The organism is Flavobacterium sp. 83 (assembly GCF_000744835.1).
Taxonomy (GTDB): Bacteria; Bacteroidota; Bacteroidia; order Flavobacteriales; family Flavobacteriaceae; genus Flavobacterium.
Window position 1 is genome coordinate 3,454,567 of sequence record NZ_JQMS01000001.1, and the last position, 14,918, is coordinate 3,469,484.

Annotated in this window: 16 protein-coding genes; all 16 read left to right on the forward strand. The window is 34.0% G+C overall.

The genetic code is table 11. The features are described from left to right. Nucleotides 1–171: 171 nt before the first annotated feature. Nucleotides 172–3,483 carry an efflux RND transporter permease subunit gene (locus T410_RS14885; protein WP_035673208.1) on the forward strand — a complete coding sequence of 1,104 codons (3,312 nt, stop codon included), beginning with the start codon at nucleotides 172–174 and terminating at the stop codon, nucleotides 3,481–3,483. Between the two features lie 18 nt (nucleotides 3,484–3,501). Further along, the gene (locus T410_RS14890; RefSeq protein WP_035673209.1) at nucleotides 3,502–3,807 is read left to right on the forward strand and encodes a hypothetical protein; all 306 of its coding nucleotides are present in this window, start codon (nucleotides 3,502–3,504) and stop codon (nucleotides 3,805–3,807) included. A gap of 14 nt (nucleotides 3,808–3,821) precedes the next feature. Further along, the gene (locus T410_RS14895; protein WP_035673211.1) at nucleotides 3,822–4,007 is read left to right on the forward strand and encodes a DUF2892 domain-containing protein; all 186 of its coding nucleotides are present in this window, start codon (nucleotides 3,822–3,824) and stop codon (nucleotides 4,005–4,007) included. A gap of 232 nt (nucleotides 4,008–4,239) precedes the next feature. Then, a complete protein-coding gene (locus T410_RS14900) occupies nucleotides 4,240–4,692 on the forward strand; it encodes a MarR family winged helix-turn-helix transcriptional regulator (RefSeq protein WP_035673214.1) in 453 nt (150 codons plus the stop codon). Nucleotides 4,693–4,705: 13 nt separating this feature from the next. Then, complete coding sequence (locus tag T410_RS14905) at nucleotides 4,706–5,338, forward strand: NAD(P)H-dependent oxidoreductase (RefSeq protein ID WP_035673216.1); 633 nt, start codon at nucleotides 4,706–4,708, stop codon at nucleotides 5,336–5,338. A 46-nt stretch (nucleotides 5,339–5,384) separates the two neighbouring features. Then, nucleotides 5,385–5,951: a YceI family protein gene (locus T410_RS14910; protein WP_035673217.1), complete on the forward strand. Its 567-nt coding sequence runs from the start codon at nucleotides 5,385–5,387 to the stop codon at nucleotides 5,949–5,951. A 287-nt stretch (nucleotides 5,952–6,238) separates the two neighbouring features. Next, a complete protein-coding gene (locus T410_RS14915) occupies nucleotides 6,239–6,805 on the forward strand; it encodes a YceI family protein (protein ID WP_035673218.1) in 567 nt (188 codons plus the stop codon). Nucleotides 6,806–7,079: 274 nt separating this feature from the next. Beyond that, nucleotides 7,080–8,480, forward strand: coding sequence for an anthranilate synthase component I family protein (locus T410_RS14920; protein ID WP_035673221.1), 1,401 nt, complete (start codon nucleotides 7,080–7,082; stop codon nucleotides 8,478–8,480). A gap of 94 nt (nucleotides 8,481–8,574) precedes the next feature. Further along, nucleotides 8,575–9,141, forward strand: coding sequence for an aminodeoxychorismate/anthranilate synthase component II (locus tag T410_RS14925; protein ID WP_035673222.1), 567 nt, complete (start codon nucleotides 8,575–8,577; stop codon nucleotides 9,139–9,141). 55 nt (nucleotides 9,142–9,196) lie between these two features. Continuing rightward, a complete protein-coding gene (locus tag T410_RS14930; protein WP_035673224.1) occupies nucleotides 9,197–9,604 on the forward strand; it encodes a GNAT family N-acetyltransferase in 408 nt (135 codons plus the stop codon). Between the two features lie 76 nt (nucleotides 9,605–9,680). Further along, nucleotides 9,681–10,673 (forward strand): anthranilate phosphoribosyltransferase, encoded by a 993-nt coding sequence (gene trpD / locus T410_RS14935; protein ID WP_035673229.1) that lies wholly within the window; start codon nucleotides 9,681–9,683, stop codon nucleotides 10,671–10,673. A gap of 71 nt (nucleotides 10,674–10,744) precedes the next feature. Next, entirely contained in the window at nucleotides 10,745–11,524 is a 780-nt protein-coding gene (gene trpC, locus T410_RS14940; protein ID WP_035673231.1) for an indole-3-glycerol phosphate synthase TrpC, read from the forward strand. A 2-nt stretch (nucleotides 11,525–11,526) separates the two neighbouring features. Further along, nucleotides 11,527–12,150 carry a phosphoribosylanthranilate isomerase gene (locus T410_RS14945; protein ID WP_035673233.1) on the forward strand — a complete coding sequence of 208 codons (624 nt, stop codon included), beginning with the start codon at nucleotides 11,527–11,529 and terminating at the stop codon, nucleotides 12,148–12,150. Nucleotides 12,151–12,170: 20 nt separating this feature from the next. Continuing rightward, nucleotides 12,171–13,352 (forward strand): tryptophan synthase subunit beta, encoded by a 1,182-nt coding sequence (trpB, locus tag T410_RS14950; RefSeq protein WP_035673235.1) that lies wholly within the window; start codon nucleotides 12,171–12,173, stop codon nucleotides 13,350–13,352. Nucleotides 13,353–13,493: 141 nt separating this feature from the next. Next, entirely contained in the window at nucleotides 13,494–13,811 is a 318-nt protein-coding gene (locus T410_RS14955; protein WP_035673237.1) for a gamma-glutamylcyclotransferase family protein, read from the forward strand. 121 nt (nucleotides 13,812–13,932) lie between these two features. Further along, entirely contained in the window at nucleotides 13,933–14,694 is a 762-nt protein-coding gene (gene trpA, locus T410_RS14960; RefSeq protein WP_035673240.1) for a tryptophan synthase subunit alpha, read from the forward strand. The last annotated feature ends 224 nt before the right edge of the window (nucleotides 14,695–14,918 follow it).

Here is a 14,918-nt window from a genome sequence, read left to right on the forward strand (position 1 = left end):
TGAAAAACAGAAAGACCAAAAAAGCGGCAAATTATAAAATAAAAGTTCAATGTTAATTCCCGCGTGAGGGATTGAGGCGGCATCCTTTTGTGAAGCGTAGCGGAACAAAAGATACAGCCGAAAGCCCGACCCGACCTTTTGGGAGGGTCACGCCCAAATAAATAAAATATTATGCAAGAAGGTATATCAGGTAAAATAGCCCATTTTTTCATCAACTCGAAACTAACTATTTTGTTGATGGTGGCTTTGATGATTATTGGCGTGTACAGTTCGTTTTTGATTCCAAGGGAAGAAGAACCGCAGATTAATGTGCCAATGGCCGACGTGATGGTGGGTTATCCGGGAGCGAGTCCTACGGAAGTGGAAAGTCGTGTGGCAAAACCATTGGAGAAAATTATTTCGAATATCAAAGGTGTTGAGCATGTACATACGATGGCGATGAACGGTCAAGCCATGTTGATTGTACAGTTTTATGTAGGTCAGGATGTGGAGCGTTCCTATGTGAAATTGTATGACGAATTGGCGAAACACGAAGATATGTTTCCGAAAGGCGTTTACAAGCCTATGGTAAAAACACGTTCTATTGATGATGTTCCTATGTTAGGAATCACGCTTTGGAGCGAAAAACAAGATGATTTTCAGTTGCGCCAAATTGCCGAAGAAGTGACTTCGGAAATTGAGAAAGTAAAAGATGTAGCGATTACCAAAGAAATTGGTGGCAGCAATCGCGAATTGAAAGTGATTCTCGATAAAGATAAAATGGCCGAAAATGGTGTCGATGCTTTGGGCATTATGCAAATGATTCAGGCCAATAACGGAAGTTCACAATCGGGCAGTTTTGTACAAAATGACCAAGAATATCTAGTTACAACCGGACAGTTTTTATCAAATTCAGAAGATGTAGAAAACTTAGTGGTTGGCGTGAATAAAAACAGGCCGGTTTATTTGAAGCAAGTGGCAAAAGTACAAGACGGACCTGCCACTGCTAGAAGTTATGTATCTTTTGGATATGGCAAAGCCAATGAAAAATTTAAAACTGCCAAATCAGAATATCCTGCCGTTACAATTTCAATCGGGAAAGTAAAAGGAGCCGATGCGATGAAGATTTCCGAAAAGATTTTGGAAAAAGTGGCCCATTTAAAACAAACTATACTTACTGATGATGTTCATGTAGAAGTAACCCGAAACTATGGAGAAACCGCTTCTGACAAAGTAGGGGAATTATTGTTACACCTTGGAATTGCCATTATTGCCGTAACCGTTTTAGTAATGCTAGCCATGGGATGGCGCGGTGGATTGGTGGTATTCTTTTCGGTGCCTTTAACCTTTGCTTTGACCTTATTTGCTTATTATTTATTAGGCTATACCTTGAATAGAATTACGCTTTTTGCCCTGGTTTTTGTAGTGGGAATTGTAGTAGACGACAGTATTATCATTGCCGAAAACATGCACCGACACTTCAAGATGAAGCGACTGCCTTTTAAACAAGCGGCGATTTATGCAATAAACGAAGTAGGAAATCCAACGATTTTAGCAACGTTTACGGTTATTGCAGCGATTTTACCAATGGCTTTCGTATCCGGAATGATGGGACCCTATATGAGTCCTATGCCAATTGGCGCTTCAATTGCGATGATACTCTCTTTGTTTGTGGCTTTAACGGTAACACCGTATTTGGGGTATCATTTGCTTCAAGAAACCCACAAAAAAGAAAGTTCTTCTTCAAATAAAATAAAAAAGTGGGTTCCTGACAACCAAAATTTAAATAACATTTCGGAAGAAAAAGACGAGCAACAGCATAAAGAAGCAGAAGGAATGGAAACCAGTCGCATTTATAAATTATACAACAAACTGGAACGACCATTCTTAGAAAGCAGTATGAAAAGAAGAGTCTTGCTTGCTGTTACGGTACTCTTATTATTTGGCTCTGTTCTAATGTTTTTCACTAAATCAGTAGTCGTAAAAATGCTTCCTTTTGATAACAAAAACGAATTTCAAGTCGTAATTGATATGCCAGAAGGAACGACTCTGGAAAGAACTTCGGCGGTTACTAAGGAAATTGCACAGTATTTATCAACAAAACCAGAAGTAGTAAATTACCAAAATTATATTGGCACCTCTGCTCCTATTACGTTTAACGGATTGGTGCGTCATTATGATTTGCGTGGCGGTAGCAATATGGCGGACATTCAGGTGAATTTATTGCATAAAGAAGACCGCGATTTACAAAGTCATGAAATTGCCAAAGCAATGCGCCCTGAAATTCAGAAAATTGCCAAGAAATATGGTGCGAATGTAAAATTGATTGAAGTGCCGCCAGGACCACCGGTTTTATCGACTTTGGTTGCTGAAATTTATGGTCCAAATTACAAAGACCAAATAAAAGTAGCTAATCAAGTAAAAACGATTCTGCAAAACACTTCGGATATTGTGGATATCGATTGGATGGTTGAAGATAATCAAACGGAATACAAACTGGAGGTAGATAAAGAAAAAGCGATGCTGAATGGTATTGCACCACAACAAGTAGTTGGGAATTTGACGTATTTGTTGAAAGAATATCCGGTTTCGAACTTGTATGATGAAAATTCTAATGACAATGTGGGCATCGTTCTTTCGCTTGACGACAAAGATAAAACGAGTTTGCAGGACATTCAAAGCCTAAAAATTAAAGGAAGTCAAGGCAATATGATTCCGGTGCGTGATCTAGTAAAAGTAAAAACAGATACGTTACAAAAAACTATTTACAGAAAAGACCAGAAACGAGTTGTTTATGTAACGGCTGATATGGCTGGAGCATTAGAAAGTCCTGTATATGCTATTTTAGGAATGAATGAAAAATTAGCTAAAATAAAACTACCAAAAGGATACAAAGTTAATGAATTGTATATGGAACAACCTACGGATGAAAGTGATTTCACCGTAAAATGGGATGGAGAATGGCAAATTACATTAGAAGTATTTCGTGATTTAGGCGTAGCGTTCATGGTGGTTATTGTTATCATTTATATGTTGATTGTGGGCTGGTTCCAAAACTTTAAGACACCAATGGTGATGATGCTTGCAATTCCGCTATCCTTAATTGGAATTGTATTGGGACACTGGCTGTTGAATGCTTATTTCACAGCAACCTCTTTTATTGGTATGATTGCTTTAGCAGGTGTAATGGTTCGAAACTCAGTTTTACTGATTGACTTTATCGAAATTCGATTGAATGACGGTGTGCCGTTGAAACGCGCCATTATTGAAGCTGGTGCAGTGCGTACAACTCCTATTTTATTGACAACGGGAGCTGTTGTTATTGGAGCATCGATTATTTTGTTTGATCCAATTTTTCAAGGATTAGCAATATCACTGGTTTTTGGAGCAATCATTTCTACTATTCTAACCTTGATTGTTGTGCCTTTGATTTATTACATCACGGAGAGAAAAAAATGGGAATCATCCTCAAATGAAACTGATGAAAAAAATACTAATTCCTAACTTATAACTAAAACCATTATGAAACTACTCATCATAACCGCTATTTCTGCATTTGAAAAAGACATCAAAAAAATGTTGAAACAAGCAGAAGTAAAAACTTTTAGTTACAAAGAAGTAAAAGGATACAAAGACATTTCGGAAGAAGCTTTTGAAAGTAACTGGTTTGCCAGCGAAATAAACGAAACCGAATCCATTCTCTTTTATGCTTTTGTAAAAAAGGAAAATGTAGATCCGTTATTCGATTTAGTTTCTTCCTTTAATAGTAAACAAGAAACAGTATCGCATATTCATATAGCCGTTTTAAACATCGAAAAAAACAATTAATTAAAAATAAAATTATGAAAAATAGAATCGTAAAAGGTATTGCTGGAACTTTCATACTCATTAGTTTACTTTTATCCATTTATATTAATCAAAATTGGTTGTGGTTTACTGTATTTGTGGGAGCCAATTTATTACAATCATCCATAACCAAATGGTGTTTAATGGAAGATATCCTGACTAAACTTGGAGTAAAAGATTAAAATTACATACAATTATAATCGAAAGCTGAAACAAATGTTTCGGCTTTTTTTATGGAAAATTTTAAAACAATAAGCAAGTCCTAATTATTTTTAAAAACAAAACAATATTAATTAACTACAAAACAACACTTTACAATTAATTAAAAATATTTTAACAAAAAAATAACTAACATTTGTATATACAAATATAAAAAGCGTTACATTTGTACCGACAAATGAGATACGAAAAGGCATGAAAATTGAAGATGAAATAAAAAGTACCGTGGCATTGAACATTTCAAAAAAAATCACATTGAACATTTTATATACTCAAAATGTTATCACAGATAATTTCAATGAAATATTGAAACCGTATGACATATCTGGAGAACAATACAATGTATTACGAATATTAAGGGGCCAAAAAGGAAATCCGGCAAATATGTGCTTAATACAGGACCGTATGTTGGCCAAAACCAGCAACACCACTCGACTTGTAGATAAATTATTATTGAAAGATTTTGTCACTAGAAATGTATGTCCTGAAAACCGAAGAAAAATTGAAGTTTTAATTACTCAAAAAGGATTAGACATTTTAGCAGAATTAGATCCTAAAGTAATTGAACACGAAGAATTATTTTCGAAAAAATTAAATACCGAAGAATTAGAAAAATTAAATTATTTATTAGAAAAATACAGAAATTAAATACATTAAAATTATGAATACTTTTTTAGAAAATCAAAACTGGAGATACGCAACAAAAAAATTTGATGCTTCCAAAAAAATAACAACTGAAGATTTAAATACTTTAAAAGAAGCCATTCGTTTGAGTTCCTCTTCTTATGGATTACAACCTTACAAAGTTATCATTGTAGAAAATCCAGAATTAAGAGCAAAAATTCAACCAGCTGCTTGGGGACAAGCTCAAATTGTTGACGCTTCACACTTAATCATTTTTGCTAATGAAACTAATGTTAACGATACAACAATTGATAGCTATTTAAAAAACATCAGTGAAACCAGAAATACTCCAATAGAAGCTTTATCTGGTTATGGCGATTTTATGAAATCTAAAATTTCTACTTTACCGGAAGACGTAAAAAACATTTGGACAGCAAAACAAACTTATTTAGCCTTAGGAAATTTATTAAACGCTGCTGCTGAACTAAAAATTGATGCAACTCCTATGGAAGGATTTGTTCCTGCGCAGGTAAATGAAATATTAGGTTTAGACAAATTAGGCCTAAATGCAACGCTAATTGCAACGTTAGGATACAGACATGATGATGACACAACCCAACATTATACAAAAGTTAGAAAATCTAACGAAGACTTATTTATTACATTATAATTACTAATTCAAAATCAAATATTAATCCAAAATCAAATTTAAAAAAATGAAAAATTTAAAATCAATTGCATTAGCATTAGTAGTAGTTTTATCTACATTATCAGTAACAGCACAAACTAAAAAAGTAGATGCGACAAACAGTTCAATCAACTGGCATGCAACAAAAGTTACAGGACAACACGTAGGAACTGTAAACATTAAATCAGGTACATTAGTTTTCAAAGGAAAAAAATTAGCAGGAGGAACTTTTGTTGTTGATATGACTTCATTAACAGCTACAGACCTTACAGGTGAATACTTAGGAAAATTGAACGGTCACTTGAAATCAGAAGATTTCTTTGGAACTGAAAAATTCCCAACTGCAACATTAGTATTCAAAAAAATAGGAGTAAAAGCTCCAAATGTTTACACTGTAACAGGTGATTTAACAATAAAAGGAATAACAAATCCTATCACTTTTGATCTTGCAACAACAAAAAATACTGCTGCAACTACATTTAAAGTAGACAGAACAAAATACGATATCAAATACAACTCTGCAAGTATCTTCAGTAGCATTGGAGACAAAGCAATTTCTGATGATTTTGAATTAACAGTAGCTTTGAAATTCTAATATTTTTTTTAAAAAATATACTAAACCCCAACAGGAAACTGTTGGGGTTTCTTTTTACAATCACATGAACTTTCTATAAAAATAAACAGTTAAACTTCAAAATAAAAATGATTGTGAGAATGTATTTATTAATATTTACACCATATAAAATCCTTTAAAAAAAGTAATTAATATATTTATAATCAATTGGTTAATACAAATATTGATTTTGTAACTTTGATTTGAATAAATAAATCTGGATCACTATTTTATTATTCAGCTTTGACTTTTAACTTAAAAATATCATTATGGAAAATTTAAAAAAAATTAGTTTCGTTCTAATATTCGTTTTCGCATTTATCAAAGTAGAAGCACAAACAAATAAAATTGATGTTTCAAAAAGCGTCATTAATTGGGTAGGAAAAAAAATAACTGGTCAGCATGAAGGAACAATAAAACTAAAAGATGGGTATCTTATTTTCAAAAACAATAAAGTGGTTGGAGGAGATTTTAATGCTAATATGAAATCACTATCAAATACAGATCAAACAGGAAAATCAAAATTAAAACTGGAAGGTCATTTAAAATCAGATGATTTTTTTGGCATAGACAATTATAACACTGCAAATTTAGTTTTCAAAACTATTGGTGATAAAGGCAATAACATTTATGCAGTCACTGCTGATTTAACAATAAAAGGAGTTACTAATCCGGTGAAATTTGATTTAATTGTAAAAGGAAATACAGCAACTGCCGCTTTGAAAATAGACCGAACAAAATATGACATAAAATACGGTTCCGGCAGTTATTTTGATGATTTGGGAGACAAAACAATATACGATGAATTTGAATTAAATGTTGATTTAGTATTTTAGCAGTAATTTATTTAACAAAAAAACATTAAATTTAATATTTTTTTTTGGCTTTTTATTTTTGAATAATCGAAATTCATTTATATATTTGTCACAACAAAAAAATGATGAAAACAACAATAAACAATACTTGGTGGTGGAACAATTTACGTCAATCGTCGTGAACTAAGCTTCCTATAGTATTATTAAACTATAAATACAAAAGGCTTGTCATCACGACAGGCCTTTTTTTTGTGCTCATTTTATCACTATTACACAACTCTAAATATCATACAAATTGAAACCTTTTATACTAAACACAAATTACAAGCAAATCCTTGCAGATACCATTACTCCTGTAAGTGTATATCTCAAAATTCGTGATAAATTCCCAAATAGTTTATTACTGGAAAGCAGTGATTATCATGGAAATGACAACAGTTTCTCTTACATTTGTTGCAATCCTATTGCTTCGATAAAAATAGAAAATGAAATTATCTACAAGACCTTTCCTGACGGAAGTTTTGAAAAAATAAACATTGATAAAACTACTGATATTCCGCAGGTCATTCAAGAATTCTCAGGTCAGTTTACATCAGAGAAAAATGATTTCAAATTTATCAATAATGGTCTATTTGGTTACATTTCGTATGATGCTGTTCGTTATTTCGAAAAAGTGACTATTGCCAAAAAAGACAATAGCATTTCTATTCCTGATGTTTATTATGCAGTGTACCAAAATATAATCGCTATCAATCATTTCAAAAATGAAGCTTATATTTTCTGTCATAGTTTGGATGGAAGAAACAACATTTCAGAAATCGAACAATTATTGCAATCCCGAAATATTGCTTCCTATAAATTCTCGAAAGAAGGAGAAGGTTTTTCTAATTTGACAGACGACGAATTCAAGCATAATGTGGCTTTAGCCAAAAAGCATTGTTACAGAGGTGATGTGTTCCAATTGGTTTTATCCAGAAGATTTACCCAAGGTTTCAAGGGAGATGAATTCAATGTATACAGAGCGTTAAGAAGTATCAATCCTTCGCCTTATTTATTCTTTTTTGATTATGGTGATTTCAAAATATTTGGTTCTTCACCAGAAGCTCAAATTATTGTAAAAGATCGCAAAGCTGAAATTCATCCTATCGCGGGAACTTTCAAAAGAACTGGCGATGATGAGAAAGATGCCATACTTGCCAAAGAATTATCTGTAGATAAAAAAGAGAATAGCGAACACGTAATGCTGGTTGATTTAGCCAGAAATGATTTGAGCAGAAACGGACATAATGTAAATGTTGAAAAATACAGAGAAGTACAGTTTTTCTCACATGTTATTCACTTGGTTTCAAAAGTGACTGGACATTTGCACCCTAGCGCGACTACAATGCAAGTGGTAGCGGATACTTTTCCAGCAGGAACATTAAGCGGAGCGCCAAAACACCGAGCGATGCAACTCATTGAAGATTACGAAAAAACGAATAGAACTTTTTATGGAGGCGCTATTGGTTTTATGGATTTTGAAGGTAATTTTAATCATGCCATTATGATTCGTACTTTCCTAAGCAAAAATCACCAACTACATTGTCAGGCCGGAGCGGGAATTATAGCCAGTTCAGATGAAGAAAGTGAAATGCAGGAAGTATACAACAAATTAAGAGCCTTAAATGCAGCTTTGGATTTAGCGGAAACAATATAAAATAATTTAAAAATTCAATAATTTAAGAATTTAAAGATTGCTGAAACGTTCTAATTTTTCAATCTTTAAATCTTTCAATTTTTCAATAATAAAAATGAAAAAAATACTAGTCATAGACAATTACGATAGTTTCACTTACAATTTAGTGCATTATCTGGAAGATTTAGATTGCGAAGTAACCGTTTACAGAAACGATGAATTTGATATTGATGAAATTGCAGTTTTTGATAAAATTCTTCTTTCTCCAGGACCTGGAATCCCGGATGAAGCAGGATTATTGAAAGAAGTCATTAAAAAATACGGACCTACAAAAAGTATCTTTGGCGTATGCTTAGGACAACAAGCGATAGGCGAAGTTTATGGAGGAACACTTTCTAATTTAGACAAAGTATATCATGGTGTAGCAACAATGGTAAAAACCGTTGTAGATGATGAACTTTTATTCGAAGGATTAGGAAATGAATTTGAAGTAGGGCGCTATCACTCATGGGTTGTTGATGCTAATTTACCTGATGTTCTTGAAGCAACTTCATTTGACGAAAATGGACAAGTGATGTCATTGCGTCACAAAACATTCGATGTGCGCGGTGTACAATTTCATCCCGAAAGTGTGTTGACTCCTAATGGAAAAAAAATATTGGAGAATTGGATAAAAAATTAGAAATCTGTTTTGGTATTTAGTCACAATCGTTCCTTAAATCAATTAAAAAATAGAAATGACAATTACAATTTCCGAAACAAGAGAATTAAATATTGACGATATAATAGCGCTTTATAAAGCAAATGAGTGGAGTTCAGCTGACAAACCAGAGCAATTATTCAAAGGTCTTTTAAATTCAGATACTTTAATTACTGCTTGGGAAAATAAAAAATTAGTTGGACTGGGAAATGCTATTTCTGATGGATATTTAGTTGTTTATTATCCGCATCTACTCGTTCATCCAGACTATCAAGGAAAAGGAATTGGCAAGATGATTTTTGATAAAATGCAAGAGAAATATTGTAGCTTTCACATGCAAATGCTAACAGCTGATGGAAAAGCTATCGATTTTTATAAAAAAAATGGTTTTGAACGGGCTGGACAAACAGAACCGATGTGGATTTACAAAGGAAATGAACATTAATAGTTGTGATTTCAAATGTCACATTGTCGAAAGACTTTAAGACCTTTGAATCTGGACTTTAAGATAAATAATAAAAATGAAAAATATATTAAACAGATTAATTAATCATGAAATGCTTTCAAAAGAAGAAGCAAAAAATGTATTGGTTAATATATCTAACGGGAGTTACAATACCAGTCAAATTGCTTCTTTTCTTACCGTTTATATGATGCGAAGCATTAGTATAGAAGAGCTTGCAGGTTTTCGGGAGGCATTGTTGGAACTTTGTATCCGTGTGGATTTATCAGCTTATAATACCATCGATTTGTGTGGAACGGGCGGTGATGGAAAAGACACCTTCAATATTTCAACTTTGGCTTCTTTTGTGGCTGCAGGAGCAGGAATAAAAGTGGCAAAACACGGAAATTATGGGGTTTCTTCTATTTCTGGTTCCAGTAATGTGATGGAGAAAATGGGAATCAAGTTCAGTAATGATACTGATTTCCTAGAAAGATGTATCGACCAAGCAGGGATTTGTGTTTTACATGCTCCGTTATTTCACCCGGCCATGAAAAATGTGGGACCAATTAGAAAAGAATTGGCCGTAAAAACCTTCTTTAATATGTTGGGACCAATGGTTAATCCATCGTTTCCAAAAAATCAATTAGTCGGTGTTTTTAATTTAGAAATGGCTAGGATGTATGCGTATTTGTACCAAAACACAGATACTAATTTCACCATCTTGCATTCCCTTGACGGTTATGATGAAGTTTCCTTGACAGGACCTACAAAAACGATTACAAGTTCCATGGAAGGAATGCTAAATCCGGAAGATTTTGGTGTTCGCCTTTTATCACAAAGCGAAATCGAAGGTGGGAAAACTATCGAAGAATCTGCTCAAATATTTACTGATATCATTTCTGGAAAAGGAACTGAAGCTCAAAACAATGTAGTTTGTGCTAATGCTGCAATGGCAATTGCAACCGTTACAAAATGTTCTCCTTTAGAAGGATTTCAAATAGCGAAAGAAAGTTTATTATCCGGAAAAGGACTTGTAGCTTTGAAGAAATTGAAAGAGTTAAGTGAATAAAATAGTTTAAAGTTGTTAAATAATCATAGAACTTTAAACCTTAAACAAAGAAAACGTTAAACAAATTAAGAATGAACATTTTAGATAAAATCATAGTTGACAAAAAAAGAGAAGTGATTCTCAAGAAATCAATAATTCCTGTTTCACAATTGGAAGGATCGGTTTTCTTCGAAAAAAAGACGATTTCTTTGAGCGATAATTTAAGAAACAGCAACTCAGGAATTATCGCAGAGCACAAACGCCGTTCACCTTCCAAAGCTGAAATAAATTATAGCTTCACGGTTGAAGAAGTAACAAAAGGATATGAAAATGCAGGAGCTTGCGGGATTTCAGTTTTAACGGACGGAAAATATTTTGGCGGTTCATTAGATGATTTACTTTTGGCAAGAGCCACAGTCAACATTCCGTTATTGAGAAAAGAATTCATTGTTGACGAATATCAAATCTTAGAAGCCAAAGCTCACGGAGCCGATTTAATTTTATTAATTGCAGCCGTTTTAACAAGAGAGGAAATTAAAACCTTATCTGAATTTGCTAAAAGTTTAGGACTGGAAGTTTTACTGGAAGTTCACAATCAGGAAGAACTGGAAAAATCGATTATGCCAACATTAGACATGATTGGTGTCAACAATAGAAACCTAAAAACATTTGAAGTAAGTTTGGATTTCAGCAAGCAATTGGCAGCACAAATCCCAAATGATTTTGTAAAAGTTTCCGAAAGCGGAATTTCATCCATTGAGGCGATTAACGAATTAAAACCTTTTGGCTACAAAGGATTCTTAATTGGAGAAAACTTTATGAAAACGGATAATGCCGGTAAAGCAGCAACCGAATTTATATCAAAACTATAAAGATGAAACTCAAAATCTGCGGTATGAAATATCCCGATAATATACTCGAAGTAGGTTCGCTCCTACCCGATTATATGGGATTTATATTTTGGGAAAAATCTGCACGGTATTTTGATGGTGTAATTCCAGAATTGCCAAAATCAATAAAGAAAGTAGGCGTTTTTGTAAACGAAACTGTCGAAATTATTTTGGCGAAAGCCCAGAAATACGATTTGCAAGCCATTCAATTACACGGTCAGGAATCGGTTGAGTTTTGTCAGGATTTGAAAAATAAAATAGAGAATTCAGGTGAAATCATAAAAGTATTTTCGGTAGATGATTCTTTTAATTTTGAAGTATTGAAACCATTTGAAACCGTTTGTGACTATTTCCTTTTTGATACCAAAGGAAAATTACCCGGAGGAAACGGAACCACTTTCGACTGGAAAGTTTTGGAAAACTATCCTTCAAGCAAACCATTCTTTTTGAGTGGTGGAATTGGTTTAGAAGAAATCGATTTAACAAAAGAAATTTTAACAACAAATTTACCTATTCATGCTTTGGATCTAAATAGCAAATTTGAAATCGAGCCTGGATTAAAAGATAAAAAAATATTGAAAAAGTTTCAGAACAATTTGAAACTTTAAACTTATAAACTTTAAAAAAAATGAGTTACAACGTCAACGAAAAAGGCTATTACGGAGAATTTGGAGGCGCCTTCATTCCTGAAATGTTATATCCAAATGTGGAAGAATTACGCCAAAATTATTTAAAAATCACGGCTGAACCAGAATTTCAGGCTGAATTTGATGCCTTGCTTAAAGATTATGTAGGTCGCCCTACGCCTCTTTATTTTGCAAAACGCCTATCAGAACAATACAATACTAAAATCTACTTGAAAAGAGAAGATTTATGTCATACAGGCGCACACAAAGTAAACAACACGATTGGGCAAATTTTGTTAGCCAAACGCTTGGGCAAAAAACGAATCATTGCTGAAACCGGAGCTGGTCAACATGGAGTTGCAACAGCTACAGTTTGTGCCTTAATGGGACTGGAATGCATCGTGTACATGGGTGAAGTCGACATCAAGCGTCAGGCGCCAAATGTGGCTCGTATGAAAATGTTGGGTGCCGAAGTTCGTCCGGCAATGTCAGGTTCAAAAACCTTGAAAGATGCTACTAATGAAGCCATTCGCGACTGGATTAACAATCCTGTTGACACCTATTATATTATCGGATCTGTCGTAGGACCGCATCCATATCCCGATATGGTCGCTCGTTTCCAAAGTGTGATTTCTAAGGAAATTAAAGAACAATTATTAGAAAAAGAAGGTCGTAAAAATCCGGATTATGTGATTGCCTGCGTAGGTGGTGGTAGCAATGCAGCCGGGACGTATTATCATTTTCTGGATAATGAGAACGTGAATATTATTGCAGTTGAAGCAGCAGGTTTAGGAGTTGATTCTGGCGAAAGTGCCGCAACTTCTGCCTTAGGAAAAGTGGGTGTTATTCACGGAAGCAAAACATTGTTGATGCAAACCACGGATGGACAAATCACCGAACCGTATTCCATTTCAGCAGGACTGGATTATCCGGGAGTTGGTCCTATGCATGCAAATTTATATGCCACCGGAAGAGCGCAATTCATCTCAATTACCGATGATCAAGCGATGCAATGGGGAATCAAATTATCTCAAATGGAAGGATTAATTCCCGCCATTGAAAGTGCGCATGCCTTTGCCGTTCTGGACGAAATGAAATTCAAACCGGAAGATGTGGTAGTCATCAATCTTTCCGGTCGAGGCGATAAAGATTTGAATACGTATATCGATTATTTTAAATTATAACAGAAGAATAATTTGGGCGTTACCCTCCCAAAAAAAGTCGGGTCGGGCTATACACTATATCTTTTTTGTGGTAGAAAAAACCACAAAAAAGGATGCCGTTCCTATCCCTAACGCAAATAAATAACGAGAAAAAATAGTATTATGGAACATATATTCTCTTACGGAACATTACAGTCTAAAGAAATTCAAATGCAGGTTTTTAACAAGCTATTGACTGGAACACAAGACCAACTCAAAGGCTATAAACTAAAAGATCTGAAAATAGAAGAAGAATTTGGAATGGCAGATTATTTTGTAGCAACACCAAGCGAAAATCCTTCGGATGAAATAAATGGTATTGTTTTTACTGTTTCAAATGAAGATCTGACTAAAGCAGATCTATTCGAATCTAATGCATATAAAAGAATTCAAATAACATTGCAATCTGGACTTTCGGCCTGGATTTATATTGAAAGTTAATAATCCAGAAAAATAGTTCCGATTTAAACAACCTACTAGGTTTCTAAAACCAAATTTTGACTACAAAATAATACCCACAAGGTTTTGGAACCCTAGCGGGAATAAATAAAATTATATTAAAATGAACAGAATAAATCAAAAATTACAAGAGACTAAAAAGATACTTTCCATTTATTTTTCGGCGGGATATCCTAACCTCAACGATACCGTACAAATCATTCAGGATTTAGAAAAAAATGGTGTGGACATGATTGAAATTGGATTGCCGTTCAGTGATCCATTGGCCGATGGACCAACGATTCAAGCAAGTTCTACCCAAGCATTACACAACGGAATGACGACACAAGTTTTGTTTGACCAACTAAAGGACATTCGTAAAACGGTATCCATTCCTTTAGTGATTATGGGTTATTTCAATCCAATGTTACAATACGGAATCGAGAATTTCTGCCAGAAATGTGCCGAAATTGGCATCGATGGATTAATTATTCCAGATCTTCCAGTTGATGTATATGCAGATGAATACAAAGCAACTTTTGAAAAATACGGATTAATCAATGTGTTTTTGATTACGCCACAAACTTCTGATGAGCGCATCCATTTTATTGACAGCGTATCTGATGGTTTTATTTATATGGTGAGTTCCGCCAGTGTTACGGGATCACAATCTGGTTTTGGAATCGTCCAAGAAGATTATTTCAAACGCATTGCAGGAATGAATTTAAAAAATCCTCAAGTAATTGGCTTTGGAATCAACAATGCTGAAACCTTCAATCAAGCCACTCAATTTGCCAAAGGAGCAATTATAGGAAGTGCTTTTATCACCCATTTAACCGAAAACGGAACTGGGAAGATTGCTGAGTTTGTAAAAGCAATTCGATAAACAACTTCTTTTATATGAAATTAAACGGCGTTTAAATGAACTTTAAACGCCGTTTTTTTGTGTTTAAACAATTGTACTTCTAGTCATTTATAAGATTATTTCTATATATTAGCAAAAGCAAAAAAGACCACCATTGTCAGACAAAGCGAGCCATATTTGGGGTGATAGGTCTGATGTTGTCAGATATATATACAAGTTATCTACAACTTTTCATCCAACCCTCC